General features: G+C 60.7%; 16 protein-coding genes and 1 tRNA gene. 5 read left to right on the forward strand and 12 right to left on the reverse strand.

Going from position 1 to position 21,723, the window contains the following annotated elements; all coding sequences use genetic code 11:
• Positions 1-18: 18 nt before the first annotated feature.
• The 10 genes from C5748_RS24705 to C5748_RS24750 all read right to left on the reverse strand — a co-directional run bounded on the left by C5748_RS24705 (position 19) and on the right by C5748_RS24750 (position 8,813).
• A complete protein-coding gene (locus C5748_RS24705) occupies positions 19-300 on the reverse strand; it encodes a DUF2160 domain-containing protein (RefSeq protein WP_105745315.1) in 282 nt (93 codons plus the stop codon).
• A complete protein-coding gene (locus C5748_RS24710; RefSeq protein WP_425350302.1) occupies positions 300-1,154 on the reverse strand; it encodes a carbohydrate ABC transporter permease in 855 nt (284 codons plus the stop codon). The genes C5748_RS24705 and C5748_RS24710 overlap by 1 nt, the downstream gene beginning before the upstream one ends.
• A gap of 67 nt (positions 1,155-1,221) precedes the next feature.
• A complete protein-coding gene (locus tag C5748_RS24715; protein ID WP_105745317.1) occupies positions 1,222-2,088 on the reverse strand; it encodes a carbohydrate ABC transporter permease in 867 nt (288 codons plus the stop codon).
• Positions 2,089-2,091: 3 nt separating this feature from the next.
• On the reverse strand, positions 2,092-3,165 hold the full coding sequence (locus C5748_RS24720) for an ABC transporter ATP-binding protein (RefSeq protein ID WP_105745319.1): 1,074 nt from the start codon (positions 3,163-3,165) through the stop codon (positions 2,092-2,094).
• Positions 3,166-3,173: 8 nt separating this feature from the next.
• Positions 3,174-4,256 carry an ABC transporter ATP-binding protein gene (locus tag C5748_RS24725; RefSeq protein WP_105745321.1) on the reverse strand — a complete coding sequence of 361 codons (1,083 nt, stop codon included), beginning with the start codon at positions 4,254-4,256 and terminating at the stop codon, positions 3,174-3,176.
• A 54-nt stretch (positions 4,257-4,310) separates the two neighbouring features.
• Positions 4,311-5,867 (reverse strand): glycerol-3-phosphate dehydrogenase, encoded by a 1,557-nt coding sequence (glpD, locus tag C5748_RS24730; protein WP_105745375.1) that lies wholly within the window; start codon positions 5,865-5,867, stop codon positions 4,311-4,313.
• A 174-nt stretch (positions 5,868-6,041) separates the two neighbouring features.
• Positions 6,042-6,818: a DeoR/GlpR family DNA-binding transcription regulator gene (locus C5748_RS24735; protein ID WP_105745323.1), complete on the reverse strand. Its 777-nt coding sequence runs from the start codon at positions 6,816-6,818 to the stop codon at positions 6,042-6,044.
• 180 nt (positions 6,819-6,998) lie between these two features.
• Positions 6,999-7,232, reverse strand: coding sequence for a hypothetical protein (locus C5748_RS24740; protein ID WP_199194893.1), 234 nt, complete (start codon positions 7,230-7,232; stop codon positions 6,999-7,001).
• A 269-nt stretch (positions 7,233-7,501) separates the two neighbouring features.
• Complete coding sequence (locus C5748_RS24745; protein WP_146119617.1) at positions 7,502-7,897, reverse strand: hypothetical protein; 396 nt, start codon at positions 7,895-7,897, stop codon at positions 7,502-7,504.
• Positions 7,898-8,057: 160 nt separating this feature from the next.
• Entirely contained in the window at positions 8,058-8,813 is a 756-nt protein-coding gene (locus C5748_RS24750; protein ID WP_105745328.1) for an IclR family transcriptional regulator, read from the reverse strand.
• Between the two features lie 185 nt (positions 8,814-8,998).
• Between C5748_RS24750 and C5748_RS24755 the strand changes: the two genes are divergently transcribed.
• Genes C5748_RS24755 through pcaF form a run of 3 tightly spaced genes read left to right on the forward strand, consistent with a single transcriptional unit; the run spans position 8,999 to position 11,879 of the window.
• Positions 8,999-9,859 carry a CoA transferase subunit A gene (locus C5748_RS24755; RefSeq protein ID WP_105745330.1) on the forward strand — a complete coding sequence of 287 codons (861 nt, stop codon included), beginning with the start codon at positions 8,999-9,001 and terminating at the stop codon, positions 9,857-9,859.
• A gap of 11 nt (positions 9,860-9,870) precedes the next feature.
• The gene (locus C5748_RS24760; RefSeq protein ID WP_105745332.1) at positions 9,871-10,674 is read left to right on the forward strand and encodes a CoA-transferase subunit beta; all 804 of its coding nucleotides are present in this window, start codon (positions 9,871-9,873) and stop codon (positions 10,672-10,674) included.
• On the forward strand, positions 10,674-11,879 hold the full coding sequence (pcaF, locus tag C5748_RS24765; RefSeq protein ID WP_105745334.1) for a 3-oxoadipyl-CoA thiolase: 1,206 nt from the start codon (positions 10,674-10,676) through the stop codon (positions 11,877-11,879). Before C5748_RS24760 ends, pcaF begins: the two co-directional genes overlap by 1 nt.
• A gap of 87 nt (positions 11,880-11,966) precedes the next feature.
• Here pcaF and C5748_RS24770 read toward each other — a convergent pair whose 3' ends face one another.
• Positions 11,967-18,239, reverse strand: coding sequence for an autotransporter-associated beta strand repeat-containing protein (locus C5748_RS24770; protein WP_105745336.1), 6,273 nt, complete (start codon positions 18,237-18,239; stop codon positions 11,967-11,969).
• A gap of 389 nt (positions 18,240-18,628) precedes the next feature.
• Positions 18,629-20,887, reverse strand: coding sequence for an AGE family epimerase/isomerase (locus tag C5748_RS24775; protein WP_105745376.1), 2,259 nt, complete (start codon positions 20,885-20,887; stop codon positions 18,629-18,631).
• Positions 20,888-21,102: 215 nt separating this feature from the next.
• Here C5748_RS24775 and C5748_RS24780 point away from each other — a divergent pair.
• Positions 21,103-21,179 (forward strand) — tRNA-Pro (locus tag C5748_RS24780).
• Between the two features lie 116 nt (positions 21,180-21,295).
• Positions 21,296-21,658, forward strand: a complete 363-nt coding sequence (locus C5748_RS29580; protein ID WP_425350303.1) for a thermonuclease family protein — start codon at positions 21,296-21,298, stop codon at positions 21,656-21,658.
• Positions 21,659-21,723 lie beyond the last annotated feature (65 nt).

Raw genomic sequence — 21,723 nt, forward strand, 5'->3', positions numbered from 1 at the left:
GGCGCTCATTTCCTCCCCCTAGACGTAGCGAAATACGCCGATGGCGTAGACCACGGACAGAGCAAGAGCCCACCACAGATTGGGGCCGACGAGCCCCAGCCATGCGAGATTTATAAAAGCTGATCCGAGCAGCGAGACAAAAAGCCGGTCGCCGCGCGTCGTCTCGAAGCGCAGAACGCCGACACGCGGATTGCCGCCCGGGGAGACATATTCCCAGACCGCCATGCCGACGAGCAGCGCCAGGATCGTCATGAAGAAGATCGCCGTCGGCCAGGTCCAGGCCATCCATGAGAAATCCATCACACCCTCCCCAGGGCAAAGCCCTTGGCAATATAATTGCGGACGAAATAGATCACCAGCGCGCCGGGAATGATCGTCAGGACACCGGCTGCGGCGAGCACGCCCCAGTCGAGCCCCGACGCCGAAACGGTGCGCGTCATCGTCGCCGCGATGGGTTTGGCCGCCGTCGTCGTCAGGGTTCTGGCGATGAGAAGCTCGACCCATGAGAACATGAAGCAGAAGAAGGCCGCGACCCCGATTCCGCTGGCGATGAGCGGCATGAATATCTTGACGAAGAAGCGCGGGAACGAATAGCCGTCGATATAGGCGGTCTCGTCGATCTCCTTCGGCACACCGGACATGAAGCCTTCGAGGATCCAGACGGCGAGCGGCACGTTGAACAGGCAATGCGCGATGGCCACCGCAATATGCGTGTCGATCAGCCCGAACGCCGAGTAGAGCTGGAAGAACGGCAGCACGAACACCGCCGGCGGCGCCATGCGGTTGGTCAAAAGCCAGAAGAACAGATGCTTGTCGCCGAGAAAGCGGTAGCGCGAGAAGGCATAGGCCGCCGGCAGCGCCGCCAGCACCGAAATCACCGTGTTCATCACCACATAGATGATCGAGTTGATATAGCCCGAATACCACGACGGATCTGTAAAGATGACGGCGTAATTGTGCAGCGTCGGCTCGACCGGCCACAGCGAAAAGGTCGAAAGGATCTCAGCCGTGGTCTTGAAGCTCATATTGATGAGCCAGTAGATCGGCAGCATCAGGAAGATGATGTAGAGCGTCGGGATCAGCCACCAGAAGCGAGACTGCTCACCGCGCCGGCGCATCGTGCGGGCAAGGGTTGCCTGCGCATCCGGCGGCATGGATGGCGCCTGGCCGAATGAATTACCCTTGCGTTCCGCCGTAAGCTTGTTCTGTGCGACACTCATCTCAGCGCTCCGCATCGTAACTGGTCATGACCGTATAGAAGACCCACGACAGCGCCAGGATGATCAGGAAGTAGATGATCGACATCGCCGCCGCGGGACCGAGATCGAACTGGCCCACGGCCATTTTGACCAGATCGATGGAAAGGAATGTCGTCGAATTGCCGGGTCCGCCGCCGGTGACGACGAAGGGCTCGGTATAGATCATGAAACTGTCCATGAAACGAAGCAGGACGGCGATCAGCAAAACGCGGTTCATCTTCGGCAGCTGGATGTAACGGAAGATCGCCCAGCGCGACGCGCCGTCGATCTTGGCGGCCTGGTAGAAGGCATCGGGGATCGACACCAGTCCGGCATAGCAGAGCAGCACCACCAGGCTCGTCCAGTGCCAGACATCCATGACGATGACGGTGATCCAGGCGTGCAGCGGGTTTTGCACGTAATTGTAATGGATGCCGAGTTGGCTGAGCGTGCGTCCGAGAAGGCCGATATCGACACGCCCGAAGACCTGCCAGATGGTGCCGACCACGTTCCACGGAATAAGCAGCGGCAGCGCCATCAGCACCAGGCAGACGGGAACGCCCCAGCCCTTGCGCGGCATGTTGAGCGCGATCAGGATGCCGAGCGGGACCTCGATCGCCAGAATGGTGAAGGAGAAGAGCAAATTGCGCAGCAGCGCCGTGTGAAAGCGCTCGGAATGCAGCATTTCTTGGTACCATTCGGTCCCGGCCCAGAAGAACTGGTTATTGCCGAAGGTATCCTGCACGGAATAGTTCACGACCGTCATCAGCGGAATGACCGCCGAGAACGCCACCAGCAGCAGAACCGGCAGCACCATGAACCAGGCTTTGTTGTTCCATGTCTTGTCCATGGCCTATCCTCCCCAAGCCACGCGCCATGAATCGGCGTAGACGTTGATACCCTTAGTGTCGAAAACAATGTGCGGATCGGCGGGAACATCCTCATCCTCGGCGAGAATGACGGCGATCTCCTGCCCTTCCAGCTGCGTGCGCACGATCTTGTGGCGGCCGATATCCTCGACCTTGGCGATGGAAACAGGCATGCCCTCGCGGCCAAGCCGCACATATTCCGGGCGTATGCCGAGTTCCATTCTGCCCTTCGCCGCAGGCATATCCGGCGCACCGGGCAGATCGACAGTCTGCCCGCCGAACCGGGCTTGCTTTCCCTCGATCTCGACGGGCACGACATTCATGCCCGGCGAACCGATGAAATAGCCGACGAATGTATGCTTCGGCCGCTCGAAAAGTTCACTCGGCGTGCCGATCTGCACGATCTCGCCCTCATACATGACGACGACCTTCTGCGCGAAGGTCAGTGCTTCCGTCTGATCATGCGTGACATAGACCATGGTGAAACCGAAGCGCCGATGCAGTTCCTTCAACTGCGAGCGTAATATCCATTTCATGTGCGGATCGATGACCGTCAAAGGCTCGTCGAACAGGATCGCATTGACATCGGAGCGGACCAGGCCGCGACCGAGCGAGATCTTCTGCTTCTGGTCGGCGGTCAGACCGCGCGCCTTCTTGTTGACCCAGTCTGCAAGGTCGATCATCTCAAGGGTTTCGCGCACCTTGCGGTCGACATCGGCTTCGGCAACGCCGCGATTGCGCAGCGGAAAGGCCAGATTGTCGTAAACAGTCATCGTGTCGTAGATGACGGGGAACTGGAACACCTGCGCGATATTGCGCTCCTGCGTCGACAGATCAGTGACGTCCTGGCCGTTGAACAATATCTGGCCGTGGGAGGGATGGATCAGCCCCGAAATGATGTTGAGCAGCGTGGTCTTGCCGCAGCCGGAAGGGCCGAGCAACGCATAGGCACCGCCGTCCTCCCAGGTGTGATGTACTTCCTTCAATGCGTAATCGGCATCCGATTTCGGATTGGGCCCGTAGGCATGACGGATATGATCGAGTTCGATGCGCGCCATGATTCCTCCTATGCCGCCAGTTTCTGGCGGCGGATGACGGAATTGCCGCCCGCGTCGAAGATCATCAGATTGCGCGGATCGAGGGCGAGATCGACGATTTCACCAGCGTTCAATTCATGGACCCCGCGCGCCAGCATCGACCAGCGCACATTCGCAAAGGCAAGGTGGATATAGCTTTCAGAACCGGTGATCTCGGTGGCGATGATCTTGGCGCGGATGGCGAAAGCATCCTTTCCGGACCGCTCGAAGGAGAGATGATGCGGCTGAAAACCCATCACATAAGCGCCGTCCTGTATCCCGCGCCAATCCGCCGGAACGGCAAAATTGATATCGCCCTCCAGATGGAAGGCACCATCCTTCTTTTCGACCGCGATCGTGTTGAGCGGCGGATCGGCGAAGGTTTGCGCGGTGATGAGATCGGCAGGCTGGCGGAAAACATCGATGGTCCGCCCGAATTGCGTGACACGCCCTTCGGAAAGCGCGGCGGTATTGCCGCCGAGCAGCAGCGCCTCCAAGGGTTCGGTGGTGGCATAGACGAAGATCGCGCCGGACGCGGCGAAAAGCTTCGGCAGTTCCGCCCGCAACTCCTCGCGCAGCTTATAGTCGAGATTGGCGAGCGGCTCGTCGAGCAGCACCAGCCTGGCATTCTTGACGATGGCACGGGCGAGCGCCGTGCGCTGCTGCTGTCCACCGGAGAGATTGAGCGGCATTCTGTCGAGATAAGGCGTCAGCTTCAGGAGTTCCGCGGTCTTGCGCACTTCCCGGTCGATGGTCGCGCTGTCGATGCCCGCAACCCGCATGGGAGAGGCAATATTCTCGTAGACCGTGAAAGCCGGGTAATTGATGAACTGCTGGTAGACCATGGCGACCGAGCGCTTCTGCACCGGCACGCCCGTTCTATCTTTCCCGTCGAACCACAGTGAACCCGAAGTCGGCACGTCGAGCCCCGCCATGATGCGCATCAGGCTGGTCTTGCCCGATAGCGTCGGGCCAAGCAGGACATTCAGCGTCCCGTGCTCCAATTTCAGCGATATATCGCTGAGATGGGTCTTGCCGCCAACGACCTTGGAAACGTTCCGTAACTCCAGCACTCGTTCTCCTCCTCCCGCACGTAAACGCCACCTGCCAACGTTACCTGCCAAATACTATCTGCTCGCCGCTGCGGCGACTTTTTTCCGCCTTGTGCCCGGATTGCGGACGCCCGTGGCTTGCGCCATGAAATCCGCAAGCGCCGCCACTTCCTGTGACGTTAGCCGCAAGCCCAGTTTCGTGCGCCGCCACAAAACATCATCGGCAGTCAGCGCCCACTCGTTCTCGATGAGGTAGCGAACCTCAGCCTCGTAGAGATCTGCGCCGAAATGCCGGCCCATATCCTGATATGAGGTCGTCTCTCCCAGCAATGCGTTGGCCCTCGTTCCATAGAGCCTGAACAGCCTACGAGCATGTGCTTCATCGAGAAAGGCATATCGTGCCTTGAAGCTGCGCAATTCGGCATCAAACGCCGTCATCGGGAAATCGCCGCCCGGCAAAGGCACGGACCGCGTCCAGGATGGTCCCTTGGCGCCCAGAAATCCCTCTATCTTCTCCAGCATATGCTCGGAAAGACGCCGATAGGTGGTGATCTTGCCGCCGAAGACATTGATCAGCGGCGCAGCACTTTCCGACGCATCTTCCTTCAGCACGTAATCGCGGGTCGCCTCCTGCGCTTTCGATGCGCCATCGTCATAAAGCGGGCGGACGCCCGAATAGGTCCAGACGATATCGTCTTGGCTGACCGGCTGGCGGAAATATTCACTCGCAGCCGCGCTGAGATAATCGATCTCTTTTTCACTGATCGCAGCATTTGCCGGATCGCCTTCATAATCCTGATCGGTGGTGCCGATCAGCGTGAAATCATCCTCATAGGGAATGGCGAAGATGATGCGCCCGTCATTGTTCTGGAAGAAATAAGCGCGCGGATCGTCAAACTTCGTGCGCGTGACGATATGGCTGCCCTGCACCAGCCGGACATTGTGCACGTCCTTTCCGGCTATTCCCGCGACCACATGATCGACCCACGGCCCCGCCGCATTGACCAGAAGCCGCGCTTCGACCTGCTCCGTGCGGCCGGTAATCGTATCTTCGACCGAAATCTGCCACTTCCCGCCGTCGCGGCGGGCTTTCGTCACCTTGGCCCGTGTGCCGATCACCGCGCCCCGGTCGGCCGCATCACGCGCATTCAACGCCACCAGGCGGGCATCGTTGACCCAGCAATCGGAATATTCGAACGCCTTGGTGAACAGCGGTTTCAACGGCTTTCCGGCCGCATCGCGGCGCATGTCGAGCGTGCGCGTCGGCGGCAGCTTCCTGCGTCCGCCGATATGGTCGTAGAGGAACAGGCCGAGGCGCAACAGCCATGCCGGACGCACGCCCCCCTTGTGAAAAGGCAGGACGAAACGCATGGGATGGATGATGTGCGGCGCGTTGCCCCAGAGCACCTCGCGTTCCATCAGCGCCTCGCGCACCAGCCGGAACTCGTAATGTTCGAGATAGCGCAAGCCGCCATGGATGAGCTTGGTCGAGCCCGACGACGTGCCGCTGGCAAGATCATTCATCTCGGCCAGATAGACCGAATAGCCGCGCCCCGCCGCGTCCCGCGCGATGCCGCATCCGTTGATGCCGCCACCGATGACAAAGATGTCATATGTCGGGTTGTCGTCCACAGCGCTGCCTCTGAGAGCGAAAAGCCGCTCCAACTCATTGTTTCTCCACAAGTCCGATGGAAAAGCAGTTCCCCCCTCTTCGGACTTCCCCATCTTTCGCAATGCAGCATTTCTTGCCAATACGAAAGATGTTGTGATTATTTCGAAAATGATACGAATGTCAAACGAAAACCATTAGGGAATTGCAACAGGCGAGGTTTCGATGAGCCGAACCTTGAATTCCCTACAGATTTCCCGGATGCCAGGATCGAGGCAATGATCGGTGATGAAGGTGTGAACCTGCGAGAGATGGCCGATGCGCACCGGCGCGTTTCGCTCGAATTTGGTCGAGTCGGAAACCAGGATGACATGGCGGGCATTGGCGATGATGGCCTGCGCCACCTTCACTTCGCGGAAATCGAAATCCAGCAATGCGCCGTCGCGGTCTATGGCCGAGGTGCCGATGACGGCGAAATCCACCTTGAACTGGCGGATGAAATCCACCGCCGCCTCGCCGACGACGCCGCCGTCGGAGCCGCGCACCACGCCGCCCGCGATGACGACCTCCATACCCTGATAGACGCGCATCCTGTTGGCAACATTGATGTTATTCGTAATCACCATCAGCGCCTTGCGGTCCAACAGTGCCTGGCTGACCGCCTCCGTCGTGGTGCCGATATTGATGAAGAGCGACGCCCCGTCGGGGATGAGCTCGGCCGCGGCCGCGCCGATCCCCTCCTTTTCCTGCGCAGCGATCTGACGGCGTGCCTCATATTGCAAATTCTCGACACCGGAGGGATAGAGCGCACCGCCATGGATGCGGGTCAAAAGCTGCTGCTGGCAGAGATCGTTGAGATCCTTGCGGATCGTCTGCGGCGTCACGTTGAAGAGCGCGGCGAGATCATCGACCAGTACCCGGCCCTGCTCCTTGGCCAATTCCAGGATTTCGTTATGTCTCGGTGTCAGATACATTTTCCCCTCGGACTTTCGTTTTTCCCACTGAGAATAGATACGAAAGCCGAAAAAGAAAATGGCCTTTCGTAGCGCGTCAGTCGTCGCGGTCCCGGCCTTCATGGCGAATGACGGCGACATAGGCAATCAGCACCACGATCACAGGCACGATGATGAAGGCGAGCATCCAGGTTCCATCCATCAGCGAAGCCCCCTCAGCACGCGTGTGCCGAGATAATGCAGGACAGCAGAGGCCATGAGCCAGCCAACGAGCCCGAGCATCAGCCTTGCATGGCTGATCGTGTTATCGACGTTGTCCACATTGTACAGATAGGCAGCGACGGGCGTAGCAATCCCAACTGTAAAACAGGCCGTGGACGCACGGTCCAGTGCATACGCCAGAAGCTTCGTACGCTCGTTGTTAACGACACTCATCCGGCCTACCATCGATCAATGAGGGGCTCCGGAGACTGGCCTTGATTTCAATCATGTTTGTCATAATCTAATTCTCCCAGGCAATATTATTTCAATAAATTTCTTGTTTACTTATAATTCGAAACACGTACAAATAACATTAAAGCATTACTCGCATCATACCCCTAAAATGTAGTTATCAATAGTTGTATTTGAACCATGCCCCGCCATCAAAATAGCGCGGCAGCGTGAAAATATTTGCGTAGGCAAGAGATAGGGGCCCTCCAGGATCAAGCCCTATCGATGGCGATACAACCGGCCGGCGTCCTGGCATTGATATGCTTGCTGTCGGCATGACCATGCATAGCAATGATGGCGAGATCATCGCCCGCCCTTATTGGACGGGTCCACCATCCATCCCTAAGCATCCAACCCGACGACATCGCGGCCTCTATGTCACGACTGTCCGGCCTTAGGAGGGCACTTTCATGGACGATCCGCGCATTGGGCGAGCGTTTCGCCAGTTGCGCCCGCCCCTCCGTGAGGGCCAGATCCTGGTCGCCTGCGATGATCAACCGATGAAAATAGTGCCGTGTCCGGCGATATTGGGTGAGGTAGGCAATTCTGATCTGATAGGCTGGCATGACGGTCTCCCGTGACTTGCCAAGCTGGATCGGGGTCGACACCGGCCTTTCTTGGCGCATGACATCAAAACGATTCCAATGGCCTTTCGCTGCGAGTATGTGCAGCTTGGCTCGGCCGTATCAAGCGATGCCGCCCAGTTTTATTCATATGATTCACTGGATTCACACAATGAATAGCTTTCGCCACCCCGCCAGCGAAGCTTTATGAAAGAATTCCGGCAATCGAAGACTGAGCTTCACGCATCAGCGGAAGATAACGCCCAGTCATATCTTTAAGAGTCGTACGGGCTGCCTGCGCGCCGATATTCAATGCCGCGACGATCTGGCCTTTCCGATCGGCCAACGGCACGGCGATCGAACAAAGACCGATTTCGAGCTCCTGGTCGATCAGCGCATAGCCTTCTTCGCGCACACGCCGCAGTTCTTCCATGAGTTGCGCCGGTTCCGTCTTCGTATACTTGGTATGGGCCTTGAGTTCGGAGGCATCGAGAATGGCGCGCGCCTCCATCTCCGGCAGGGCCGCGAGCAGCACACGCCCCATCGATGCGCAATAGACCGGCAGGCGGCTGCCCGGGCTCAGATTGATCGACATCACCCGCCGCTGCGAAGCCCGGGCGATATAGACGACCTCGTTGCCGTCGAGAACGGAGGCAGAAGCGCTTTCTCCAACCTTTTCCGACAGTTGATCCAAAAAAGGCTGGATCAGCCGCGGCAGCGATGTCGCCGAGAGATAGGCGTGCCCCAGCCGCAGGATGCGCGGCGTCAGGGTGAAATATTTTCCATCGTAATCGGCATAGCCGAGCTGGGCGAGGGTCAGAAGACAGCGCCTGGCCGTCGCCCGCTCCAGCCCGGTGATCCCGGATACATCGGAAATGGAAAGCCTCGACGTCTCCTCGCCGAATGCCTCGATGACCGAAAGCCCCTTGGCAAATCCGCTGATGAAATCCGTTTCGCGCATGGGCCATCTTCGCTGTTTGCCACACTTTGCTCCTTTTAGTTTGTGCGATATACGAACAAATGTCAATTATCGCACATAATGAATTGACCTCCCGGGAAACCTGAAGCTAGCTCTGCTCACAATAAGAGGAGCGGACCCGCCATATCGGCGGGTGACATGGCTCCTGCGGTCGAGGAGGAGTGCCGATGGCGCGCATATGTTCACTTTCCCAGGCGATCGAGGATGCGGTCAGGGATGGCGACAGCGTCGCCATGGAAGGTTTTACACATCTCATCCCCTATGCCGCCGGCCATGAGGTGATCCGACAGGGCCGCAAGGATCTCTTCCTGATCCGCATGACCCCCGACCTGATCTATGATCAGCTGATCGGCGCCGGATGCGCCCGCGGCATGAAGTTCTCATGGGGCGGCAATCCCGGCGTCGGCTCGCTGCACCGCTTCCGCGATGCGGTGGAAAACCAGTGGCCGCGGCCGCTCGAAATCGAAGAGCATTCCCATGCCGCCATGGCGAATGCCTATGAGGCGGGTGCGGCAAACCTGCCCTTCGCCACGCTGCGCGGCTATATCGGCGCCGATCTGCCGAAGGTCAATCCGAATATCAGACAGGTCACATGCCCGTTCACCGGCGAGGTTCTGGCCGCCGTTCCGGCCATCCGGCCCGATGTCTCGATCATTCATGCACAGCGCGCCGACCGTGCCGGAAACGTGCTGATCGAGGGCATTGTCGGTGTCCAGAAGGAGGCAGTCCTGGCCGCCAGGCGCTCCATTGTCACCGTGGAAGAGATCGTCGACGAGTTGAACCCGCCCTCGCCCAATTCCGTGGTTCTTCCCGGATGGGCCGTCACCTCGGTGGTGCATGTGCCGGGCGGCGCCTTCCCCTCCTATGCGCATGGCTATTACCCGCGGTCCAACGCCTTCTACATCGCCTGGGACAAGATTTCGCGCGATCGAGACAGCTTTCAGGCATGGATCAGGGAAAACGTGATGGCCGCACGGTCGGAGGACTTTGCCCGATACGCCGGAAAATCCACGGCAAATGCAGCTTAGGGATCGCCGCCATGACCCATGATTTCACCGCGAACGAAATGATGACCATCGCCGCCGCACGCGCGCTCACCAATGAGGATGTCTGCTTCGTCGGCATCGGCGCTCCCTCTGCTGCCTGCAACGTCGCCCGGCTGACGCATGCGCCTGATATCACGCTGATCTATGAAAGCGGCACCGTCGGCACCAAGCCTGATGTCCTGCCGCTGTCGATCGGCGACGGCGAACTCTGCGATACCGCGCTCTTCACTGTTTCCGTGCCGGAGATGTTCCGCTATTGGCTGCAGGGCGGGCGCATCACCACCGGTTTCCTCGGCGGCGCGCAGATCGACAAATTCGCCAATCTCAATACCACCGTCGTCGGCCCTTATAGCCATCCCAAGGTGCGGTTGCCCGGCGGCGGCGGCGCGCCTGAGATCGCCAGCAATTGCGGCCGGATCTTCATCACCATGGCATTGTCGAAGCGCGGCTTCGTCGAAAAGCTGTCTTTCATCACCTCCATGGGCCATGGCGAAGGGGGCGATGGGGAGGGCGGCCATGGCGAGGGCGGCGACCATCGCGCCCGCCTCGGTATGAAGACCAGTGGCCCAACCCGCGTCGTCACCGATCTCTGCATCCTGGAACCCGATCCGCAAACCAGGGAATTGACCGTCACCTCGATCCATAAGGGCGTGACGCGCGAGCAGATCCAGGAAAATTGCGGCTGGCCGGTGAAGTTCGCGGCGCAGATCGTCGAAACGCCGATACCGACTGACACCGAACTTTCCGTGCTGCGCGACATCAACGCCCGCACGAGAAAAGCGCATGAGGCCGCATGATGAGCGACGTCTATATCTGCGATTACATCCGCACCCCGATCGGTCGTTTCGGGGGAGCCCTTTCCGGTGTCCGCGCCGATGATCTCGGCGCCATTCCGCTGAAAAGCCTGATGGAGCGCAATGGCTCGGTCGACTGGGAAGCGGTGGACGATGTCATCTTCGGCTGCGCCAATCAGGCGGGCGAAGACAACCGCAACGTCGCCCGCATGTCGTCGCTGCTGGCCGGCATTCCGGCAAACGTTCCGGGAACCACGATCAACCGGCTCTGCGGCTCCGGAATGGACGCCGTGATCACCGCAGCCCGCGCCATCCGCGCCGGTGAAAGCGAACTGGTGATCGCAGGCGGCGTCGAAAGCATGTCGCGTGCGCCCTTCGTCATGCCGAAGGCGGAAAGCGCCTTTTCGCGTCACGCAGAAATCCATGACACGACCATTGGCTGGCGTTTCGTCAATCCACTGATGAAGCAACAATATGGTATCGATTCCATGCCGGAAACCGGCGAAAACGTCGCCGAGGATTTCCATATTTCCCGGCAGGACCAGGATGCCTTCGCCCTTCGCTCGCAGCAAAAGGCGGGTCTGGCGATGGAAAGTGGCCGGCTGGCGAAGGAGATCACGCCGGTCGCCGTCCCGCAGCGCAAGGGCGACGTCATCACCATCGACCGGGACGAGCATCCCCGCCCGCAAACGACATTGGAAACTCTGGCGAAACTGCCGACGCCCTTCCGTCGGGGCGGATCGGTGACGGCGGGCAATGCGTCGGGCGTCAATGACGGCGCGGCGGCGCTGATCATCGCATCGCAGGCAGCAGCGGCAAAATACGGTCTGACGCCCATAGCCCGTATCCTGGGCGGAGCCGCCGTCGGTGTCTCGCCGCGGATCATGGGCTTCGGCCCGGCTCCAGCGACACGGAAACTCTGTGGCCGGCTCGGACTGACGCCACAGGATTTCGGCGTCGTCGAACTCAACGAGGCCTTCGCCTCGCAAGGACTGGCGACGCTGCGTGATCTCGGCATCGCCGACGACGATCCGCGCGTCAATCCGAATGGCGGCGCCATCGCGCTTGGCCATCCCCTCGGCATGTCGGGTGCGCGGATAACCGGCACGGCGGCTCTGGAGCTGAAACTCGGCAATGCGCGGCTGGCGCTTGCGGCGATGTGCATCGGTGTCGGCCAGGGTATCGCGATCGCCCTTGAGAAGGTGTGACCGAAACCGCTTGATGGCAAAGGAAAAGGCGGCAATTTTGCCGCCTTTTCTGTTTGCTTGCGTCTCGTGCTTTGCGCGGGCGCCAGCTCACCATTTGACTTTGAAGCCAAGGTTTCCTGAGACGCTATAGCTATCGGCGAAGTCTTCAACGCCGGTTCTGGCCGCGAGTTTTGCGAACATGCCATACTGGCCGTCGCTCCAGTTATAGGTGCCGCCGGCGCCGATCTCGGCCCAGACCTTCTCCTCCGTCGTGGTGAAGCGCTCGCCCGAGACGCTCCATTTGTTGCGACCGAGGAACTCGCGATGGATGCTGGCTATGCCGTAGAGATCGCTCTGGCGGGTGAAGCCGGCATCGTCCTGCCAGGCGCTCTGGAAATTGGCTGATATGCCGAGGCGTCCGGTCAGGCTGTCGGGCCTGTCATAATCGACCCTTGCGCCATAGGGATCGCTGAAGCCATCGAGGCCGAGCGTGGCGTAGGTGACCTGAAACTGCGGCGTCAGCGTCCAGTTCTCGTCGATCTCGATACGCTGGCCGCTTTCGGCGCTCAGCACATAACCAAGCGTCTTGTCGCCGTCGAGGACGCTGCGGCGCAGGGTCGACGAGGTCAGGTCATTGTCGAACCAGGTGACCTGGCCCTGCGCATCGAGATAATAACCGGCATTGTCATACCAGGTCAGCGCACCGCCGATGCCGGTGCCGCCGACCTCCATCGTGCCATGGCCGTAATAGGAGGCGATATCGGCCGTGGCGGTGCCGTAATTGACCCAGACGCTGCCGATCAGCCTGCCGCGCTCGCTCTCATAGAACTGACCGTCGATGCCGGCCTCGAGCTTCCAGCTGTCGATGTCGTATTCGGCACCGCTGACCGACTGGTCGAGCCGGTAGTGGCCATGCGCCGCGTCGATGCGGCTCCAGATCATTCCCGCCTCGGTCAATGCGACCGGGCCCGGCTCGGTAAAGCTGGGGCCGTCTCCTTGCGCGATCGGCGCATAGGCGGCGCCGCTCCAATAGCGGTTGCCGGCACGCTCCTGTAGGGTGGAGACGGTGTTGAGGCGGGCCAGCACCTGACCATAGGCCTCATACAACGGCGTGCCCGGTTGCGGCGCATATTCGCTGCGCAGGTACCAGTCGCCGTCGCCGGGCGTGGCGATGCCGTTCTTGTGCAACGTATAGGCATAGGCGCCGCCGATGACCGCGCTCTCGCCGTCTTTGGTGGTGTAGTCGCCGATAAGCGTGAAGCTGCCGTCGGACTGGCCGTCGATATCGATGATCTTGATGCCGGCATTCGTCCTGGCGCCGAGCCCGCCCCGGTTGATCACCTGCACATGGCTCTCACCCGAGGTGTCGCCTGCGATCACCAGCCGGTCGGTGGGCGAATTGTCGCCGCCGAGTACGGTGTTGAGCCGGATGAGACCACCTTGACCGGCATAGTCGCCATTGATGGTCAAAGTGCCGATGTCCTTGCCGCCGTTGCCGCCGGGGGCGATGACGCCTGCATTGACGGTGCTGCCGACCGGGCCGGTGCCGGAGAGTTGGCCGCCGGCAAGCACGTTCATCGTGCCGCCGAGCATCTGATCGATCTGCAGCGTGCCGGCCCGGATATTGGTGGTGCCGGTGAAGCCGGAATTATCGGCCGACAGGATGGTGGTGCCGCTGCCGATCTGCTCCAGCGTACCGCCGCCTGAGAGAAGATTGTCGGCGGTGAACATATCGGAGCGGTTGAAGGCGAGCAGGCCGTCGATGATGATGCCGCCCTTGACGCTGCCCGACGTGCCGCCATTGCCGATCTGCAATGCCGCGCCTTCAGCGATATGGGTGCCGCCTGTGTAGATGTTGTCGCCCGACAGGATCTGCCTGCCGCCGGTGATATCAAGACCGCCATTGCCGTCGACGACGCCCTGGAAATCGTCATTCTGCGCGGCGGTGACGGCAAGCCCCTTTTCGCCGAGATGGACGCGGCCGTCCGGCCCGCCCGACAGGCCCTTGATGCTGGTCATGTCGGCATCGATGCCTGTGATGTCGAAGGTGCCGTCGGCCGTCACCCCGCTCGCCGCGCTGATGTCGCCGTCGCCGACGAGCTTCAGCACATTGCCGTCGTCGATGACGGCGCGGCTGGTGAAGCCCTGTTTCGAGTCGATGAGGCCGGTGCCGCCGCCCATCTGCACCAGTGAACCGTCGCCGGTCATCTGGTTGATGCGGTATTCGCCGGAGAGGTTGTAGATCAGCACGCCCTCGTTATCGATCGGATCGGCGACACTGCCCGAGGTGCCGCCATCGCCGATCTGCAATGTGCCGTCATCGCCGATCACCGTGCCGCCCGCATATTTATTGGTGCCGGTCAGCGTCTGATGGCCGCCATTGACGGAAAGGCCGCCATCACCCGTGATGACGCCGGCAAAGGCATCCTTGCCATTGGCGATGATCAGATCCTTGCCGCCGAGGATCACTTCGCCACTCTCGCCGCCGGCCAGGCTCTGTATCGTCGTCTGCGGGCCGTCGATGGCCGATATGTCGAATGTCGTGTCGGCCTTGACGCGGTTCGACTGCTCTACGCTGCCGCCGCCGGCAAGCTTCAGCACACCGTCCTCGATGTCGGTGTCGCCGGTATAGCCGGCTGCGCCCGTCACTGTCGTCGTGCCGGAGCCCGCCTGGGTGAGCTTGCCCCCGCCGGAGACCGCACCGAGCGTCACCGCGTCGGCGTGCTTGATGATCAGCTCGGTGCCGTCGGCCAGCGCCACGGGGCCGTCGATGCTGCCCGAGGTACCGCCATTGCCGATCTGCAGCACGCCCGCATCGACCGAGGTGCCGCCCTGATAGTCGTTGTCACCGGCGAGAATCAGCGTGCCGTCGCCCGCCTTGGTCAGCCCGCCATCGCCGGAGATGACGCCGGAAAGCATGTTGTTGTTGTCCATCGTGTCGATCGTGCCGTTGCCGTCGCCGAGCGTCATATCGCGGACGCTGTCGAACGACGCGCCATATTGAAGCGTGCCGCCGTCGATGGTCAGCGGCCCCGCTGAATCGCCGAGATTGGCATCCGAGGAGACGTTGAGGATGCCCGCGGTGATGTCGGTCCCGCCCTTGTGGGTATTATTGCCCGTCAGTGTCGTCGTGCCGGTTCCCGCCTGGGTGAATTTGCCGTCACCGGAGATGGCGCCGTCGAGCTCCACCGCGTCGGAGCGGTTGACGATCAGCTCGGTGCCGGTCGCCAGATCAACATCGCCGACCACGTCGCCCGACGTGCCGCCATCACCCACCTGCAGCACGCCGCCATTCACCAATGTGCCGCCTTCATACATGTTGTCGCCGGTCAGGGTCAGCGTACCATTGCCGTCTTTGGTAAGCGCCCCTTCCCCGGAGATGATGCCGGAAAGCATGTTGTCGTTGTCCATCGTATCGATCGTGCCATTGCCCGCCCCAAGCGTCATGTCGCGCACGCTGTCGAAGGAAGCGCCGTATTGCAGCGTGCCGCCGTCGATCGTCAGTGGTCCATCCGCATCGCCGAGATTGGCGTCCGAAGTGACATTGAGGATGCCGGCATTGATGTCTGTGCCACCGGCATGGCTGTTATTGCCCGTCAGTGTCGTCGTGCCGGTTCCTGCCTGGACCAATTTGCCGTCGCCGGTGATCACTCCATCAAGCGTCACCGCATCGGAACGGTTGACCGCAAGCGTGCCACCGCTGGCAACCGCCACATCACCGTCGATCTTTCCTGTCGTGCCGCCATCGCCGATCTGCAGCACACCAGCCTCGACCGATGTCCCGCCTTCATAGGTATTGTCGCCGGTCAGTGTCGTCGTGCCGGTTCCTGCCTGGACCAATTTGCCGCCGCCGGAGACCACACCATCAAGCGTCACCGCATCGGAATGGTTGACCGCAAGCGTGCCACCGCTGGCAACCGCCACATCGCCGGTGATCTTTCCTGTCGTGCCGCCATCGCCGACCTGCAGCACCCCGGCATCGACCGATGTCCCGCCCGTATAATCATTATCGCCGGTCAGGACCGTCGTGCCGGTTCCCGCCTGGGTGAACTTGCCATCGCCGGAAATGTCGCTGTCGAGTGTCACTTCATCGGAGCGGTTGACGATCAGCTCGGTGCCGCCGGCCAGCGCCATGGCGCCGGTCACGTCGCCCGACGTGCCGCCATCGCCGATCTGCAACACCCCGCCATTCACCGATGTGCCGCCGGCATAGGTATTATCCCCAGTCAGGATCAAATTACCGCCGCCATCCTTGGTCAAGGCGCCTGCCCCGGAGATGATGCCGGAAAGCGTGTTGGTGTTGTCCATGGTGTCGATCGTGCCGTTGCCGGCGCCGAGCGCCATGTCGCGGGCGCTGTCGAAGGAAGCCCCGAACTGCAGCGTGCCACCATCGATGCTCACGTCACCCGCCGCATCGCCCAGATTGGCATCGGAGGTGACGTTAAGGATACCGCCGGTGATATCTGTGCCGCCGGCATAGCTGTTCTCCCCCGTCAGCGTCGTCGTACCCGGCCCCGCCTGGGTGAATTTGCCGTCGCCGGAGATCACATCATCGAGCGTCACCGCATCGGAGCGGTTGACCACCAGCTCGGTGCCGGCTGCCAGCGCCACATTGCCGTCAACGCTGCCTGATGTGCCGCCATCGCCCAGTTGCAGCACACCTGCATCGACCGTCGTCCCGCCGTCATAGGTGTTGTCGCCGGTCAGCGTCAGCATGCCGCTGCCGATCTTCGTCAGCGCGGCACCGGAGATGACGCCGGAAAGCGTGCTGTCATTGTCCATCGTGTCGATCGTGCCGTTGCCGGTTCCGAGCGTCATGTCGCGATCGCTGTCAACGGCAGCGCCAAACTGCAGCGTACCGCCATCGATCGTCACGTCGCCGCTGGAATGACCGAGATTTGTGTCATCTACGACATTGACCGTGCCGCCGCTGATCGTCGTCCCGCCGGCATAGGTGTTTGTGCCCCGCAATTCGAGGGTTCCCGGGCCGCTCTGGGTGACGCCACTATCCACGCCGTCGCCTGCCGGATCGTCATCGGTCTCATCATCGGCGCCGTTATAGGCATCGCTGTCGATATTGTCGCTGATGGTGATCGTCTCGCCCGCCGCAGCCTCGACGTTCAACCCCGTCGTCCCATTGAGGAAAAACCCGCTGCCGAGATTTAAACCGACAGCCGCTGCGCCACCGCCGCCCGCACCACCTTCAACCCCTCCACCGGAAACGCTGCCATTACCGCCGATGACGATAGAGCCGCCATCTTCGACGAAGATCGCGCCGCCGAAGCCGGCGCCACCGCCGCCGGCATGGCTGTTGCCGGTCGTTCCGCCGCCATAACCCGGTTCGGCTGCTGTTGTCTCTCCAACATTGGAATCGAAACCGCCGCCGGCGCCGCCACCGAAACCGCCATTGCCTCCCGGAGTGTAGAGGCCTTGCGTATTGTCAAAATTGCTTCCGCCACCACCACCTCCGCCAAAGCCGCCATTGCCTCCGCGAGGCGTTGATTGTGGAGGCGCTGCCGCGGGGCCCCCTCCGCCACCGCCACCGCCATAGCCGGCTGAATCACCCACTCCGCCCGTGCCGTTGCCACCTGAATAATCACTGCCGGGATTCGCGCCGCCAGCAGTCTGCTCCGAAGCATTGGTTCCGGCCCCCCATCCTCCGCCCCCACCGCCGCCGGTTAACGAAATGCTGTCTGCGCCATTACCGCCATTCAGTCCGCCGCCGCCAGAACCAGAAACATCTCCCGTGGAGGCACCACCAATTCCGCCCTTCGCCTGATTGGCAGACAAGCTGACATTTTCGGTCGTAAGCGCGACGCCCTTGCCGACGAAGATAGCGCCGCCTGCACCCATGCCGCCGCCGCCGCCGTAGCCGACTGTACCGCCGTCCCCGCCTTTGGCAAGCCCATTGGCAAGAGTAACGTTCTTGATCGTCAGTTGAATGGGATCGACGATCGTATCAGGCGCATCCGGCCGCGCGAAGAAGATTTCGCGTTCATTGTTGCCGTCGATCGTCAGGCCCGGCACATCGGTGCCGTCGATGGTAACGCCGGCGGAGATGCGCGGCGTCTGCACATTTGTGCCTGACATGGTCAGGGTGGGACTTGCCCCGGTAAAGACGGCGGGATCGAACGCGATGGTCTGGTTGCCGCCCGTATTTGCCTGGGTGATGGCCCAGCTCAGGCTGCCTTGGACGGTCGGATCGCCCGCATCGGTTGCCTGCGACACACAGATCGCCGCGCTGTCAGCGCAGGCGGCATAAGCGAGACCCGGCAAGGCCATCATGGCCAAAGCAAGCGTCGAAATCGAAACACCGCCGCGGATCGCTGCCTTCCGCTTCAAAATGAGGCGCGATGTCTTGGGATCACGAAGGTCTATCATCTGAAACTTCCTCTTAAAAATATCTTTTTCAAAATTACTGTTGGATAACCATAAGAATAGTATAGCTAATAAGTCGTTAAAATGCTTTATAAGCAGCAGTTACGCATTCAATAATCATGAAATATCATAGCGTCTTTCAATATAAAATTTTATTTATATGAAATTTTGGAATTCTTTGCTTTGTCTAAAAAGCAAAAGTGCATTTACATTGATAGTTGCACATAAGCAACGCTCGCCGATACACAGCGCAGCTACGTCAAAGCGAAAAACGTGAAAACGAATCAGCCGCGGCCTCATAGAACCTGAGGGATGGGCGCGGGCAGACGGCAGAGCCCGCACCCCGGAGCTGACAATCAGCGGGGACGGCGCTATCTCTGCACCAAGGGCTGTCAGACCTTTTTGGTGAAATCCATATATTGGGTCAGCGCGCAGACGAGATGATAGAAGATCGACGCCGGCACGTTTTCAGCCCGCGCACGCCCTTCTTCATCGATGAGATCGATCCACAGGCCCTTCGGCGCAGGCTCGATATGCCAGCGGAACAGCCGGCCGACCCGCGCTTCTATCTCGGGTTTCAGATCCGGTCCGCCATTGCCGTCGAGCGCGATGGCCGCCTTGATCGCCTCAGTCTGCGGCCAGCTGCGCGAATTGCGGTCGATCGGCAGGCCATGGCGCGAAACGGAATTATAGGCGAGCCCCGTCGCCCGATTCAGCCCGTTGGCGATGGCCGAGGCATAAAGCTTGCGCCCGAGCCGCACCACATCCTTCTGGCCCGAACTGGCGGCGAAACTGGACAACAGCGAAGCCCATTCGAAATGATGCCCCGGTTCCGTCCACTCGCCCTTCTCGCCGGGAGCGCGCTCCCAGTCCTGGGTGAAGAATTCGCCCAGCGTCCAGCTGTCAGGATCGAAGAAGCGATGACGGAAAAGATCGACGATGCGCGCCGCGCGCTCCAGATAGCCACGCTCGCCTGTAACGGAGTGCCAGGCGAGAAAAGCCTCAAACAGATGCATATGCGGATTGGAGCGGCGCATGCAGTCCGGCTTGTCGCGATCGCCGGGCTCCTCCAGAAAACCGGTGCAGCGCGCATCGGCGAGATATTCGTCGATGAAGGCGAATGTCTCGGTCGCAAGCGGCAGCGCGTCCTTGTGCCCCGCCTTATGGGCATGAGCGAGCGCCAGCAGGATAAAGGATTGGTCGTAGGCATCCTCGGTCGGGTCCGCCACGCTGCCATCCGGATTGAACGTCTTGACCCAGCCGCCGCGCTCGGTGCGGCCATGCGCCTTGATGAAGCGGATGCCGTGATCGATCAGCTCCTGCGCCGGGCCGTCCCAGCCCATCTCCTTGGCGACCGCGAAGGCGTAGATCTGGCGGGCCATGGTGCGCGTGCGCTTGATCCGCTCGAGCGGCAAGCCGGTCAGCGACAACGCTTCGAAGAAGCCGCCATGGCGCTCGTCCACACCAACCGTCGACCAGAGAGGCAGCGTCTCCTCGAAAAGCCAGTGATGGACACGGGTTGCATAAGCGCCGGCGATCGGCATGCGATCCGACGCAGGCGTGAATTTCGTCTCGATCCGCCCCGTCTTTTCCAGCTGTTCGACGATCTTGCGGACATGCTGGCTCTCGGAAATCGGCGCAACGAAGGTCGCATCCTCCGTGGCGACGACGGCCATGTCGCGCAGACCGACTGCCGAGATCAGCCGCCCCTCGCTGCGCAGATAGCTGTGCTCGCAATCGATGGCGACAACATCCCCCACCACGACATTGCCGTCGCCGTCATGATCGCCGGACTGGGCGCGCATATCGAGCAGCGACTGCCAGGAACCCAGATCATGGAAGCGAAACCGCGCCTCGACGAGCCCGATATTGCGGATGTGCTCCATGATGGCGTAATCGACCGAGGTCGAGGGAACGGCGGCATAGAGATCATGTGGCAGATAGGTGCCGGAAACATCCGTCACCGCCTGATCGAGCGCCGCGACGGCTCCGTGCCAGATTTCCGGCGCATGGGCTAGAAAAGCCTCGCGCATCACGCTCGCGCGAAACAGAAAGATGCCGGCGTTCCAGGAAAAGTTTCCCTGCTGCAGATAGGCCTTCGCCGCCGCCTCATCCGGCTTTTCGACGAACCGGATCACATCGCGTACACCGTCACGCTCAGGCCCGGTCTCGACATAGCCGAAGCCGGTTTCGGGCTTGGTCGGGCGAATGCCGAAAACAACCACCTGTCCGCCGGCGGCGGCAGGCATGCCCGTCTCGACGGTCTCCCAGAAATCGCGATCGGTGGAGATCTCATGATCCGAAGGCGCCACAAGCACAAGCGCGTCGCCATGCTCGCGCAGCGTGATCTCGGTAGCGAGCGCCACGGCGGCAGCCGTATTGCGGCCCACCGGCTCAAAGACGGCTCTGCCACCGTTAAGCCCGATGCCTGCAAGGTCCTGGCCGGTGCGGGCTGCGTGGAGTTCGGAGGCGAGCAGATAAACCGGCGCGACGCCGCTCTGGCGCGCGCGCATCCGCCTGACGGTCTTCTGCAGCATCGATCCCTGGCCGGAAAGATCGTGGAACTGCTTTGGAAAATCTTCCCGCGACAGCGGCCAAAGCCGCGAGCCGACGCCGCCACTCATGATGAAGCTGACAATGAGGTCGCTCATGTCTCCGCCCTGGATCGTTTTTGCCTGGATCGCGTCTGATTGCGGCATCGGTTCCCCGATTCCATCCGTTATTGCATCAACCACCCATAACTTACCCCCGGCTCGAGGCCAATAAAATCCGTCCAGAAGCAGATAGGGAAGTTGCACTTGGCTTTTTTGCGCGAAACGGCTTGCAGGCGGAAAAACGCAGCGTTATAAGCCGCCATCATTGGTCACGGAGTGTAGCGCAGCCTGGTAGCGCACCTCGTTCGGGACGAGGGGGTCGGAGGTTCGAATCCTCTCACTCCGACCAATGTTTTCAATAGGTTAGTTAGCATTAATCGGGATCATATATCTCTGCCGCACCGTTTGCGCACCGCTTCCCGCCTTATCTGCAAGAGTTTCATTACTTTCGCCGCACTATCGGCGTTGACGACAGGCGCGCTTTCCGGCTCTTCCTGTGGCAGGAAGATATGCGCGCTTGACGGCGATACGGTCGTCATTGGACGGGAGCATATTCGCATCGCCAATATCGACGCACCGGAACTCCGCCGTTCCAAATGCGATGCAGAAAAGCGACTTGCAGTCGTGGCAAAACGGCGCCTGGAAGAACTACTCGCCGGTGCAAGGCTCCACGTTAATCGGGGCGATCCAGAGACCGGCCGAACGAGTGATCGTTACGGACGCACGCTAGCTACAATCCAAGTTGACGACCGAGACGTCGGCGATATTTTGGTTAGCGAAGGCCTAGCTCGCAATTGGACAGGCAAACGCCAGCCTTGGTGCAATTGACTGCGAAGTAGTCTATCCATCGTCCACTAGGGTTTTCGTTGAAGGCGGGAACTCCAAAGACATTC

It is taken from the genome of Phyllobacterium phragmitis (assembly GCF_002980495.1).
GTDB lineage: Bacteria > Pseudomonadota > Alphaproteobacteria > Rhizobiales > Rhizobiaceae > Paramesorhizobium > Paramesorhizobium phragmitis.

Coding starts and splice junctions, on each gene's coding strand:
- C5748_RS24715 (WP_105745317.1), bottom strand. CDS start 2,088: ATGGACAAGACATGGAACAACAAAGCCTGGTTCATGGTGCTGCCGGTT.
- C5748_RS24710 (WP_425350302.1), bottom strand. CDS start 1,154: ATGCCGCCGGATGCGCAGGCAACCCTTGCCCGCACGATGCGCCGGCGC.
- C5748_RS24775 (WP_105745376.1), bottom strand. CDS start 20,887: ATGAGCGACCTCATTGTCAGCTTCATCATGAGTGGCGGCGTCGGCTCG.
- C5748_RS24740 (WP_199194893.1), bottom strand. CDS start 7,232: ATGAGTGTCGTTAACAACGAGCGTACGAAGCTTCTGGCGTATGCACTG.
- pcaF (WP_105745334.1), top strand. CDS start 10,674: ATGAGCGACGTCTATATCTGCGATTACATCCGCACCCCGATCGGTCGT.
- C5748_RS24735 (WP_105745323.1), bottom strand. CDS start 6,818: ATGTATCTGACACCGAGACATAACGAAATCCTGGAATTGGCCAAGGAG.
- C5748_RS24755 (WP_105745330.1), top strand. CDS start 8,999: ATGGCGCGCATATGTTCACTTTCCCAGGCGATCGAGGATGCGGTCAGG.
- C5748_RS24720 (WP_105745319.1), bottom strand. CDS start 3,165: ATGGCGCGCATCGAACTCGATCATATCCGTCATGCCTACGGGCCCAAT.
- C5748_RS24750 (WP_105745328.1), bottom strand. CDS start 8,813: ATGCGCGAAACGGATTTCATCAGCGGATTTGCCAAGGGGCTTTCGGTC.
- C5748_RS24760 (WP_105745332.1), top strand. CDS start 9,871: ATGACCCATGATTTCACCGCGAACGAAATGATGACCATCGCCGCCGCA.
- C5748_RS24770 (WP_105745336.1), bottom strand. CDS start 18,239: ATGATAGACCTTCGTGATCCCAAGACATCGCGCCTCATTTTGAAGCGG.
- C5748_RS24705 (WP_105745315.1), bottom strand. CDS start 300: ATGGATTTCTCATGGATGGCCTGGACCTGGCCGACGGCGATCTTCTTC.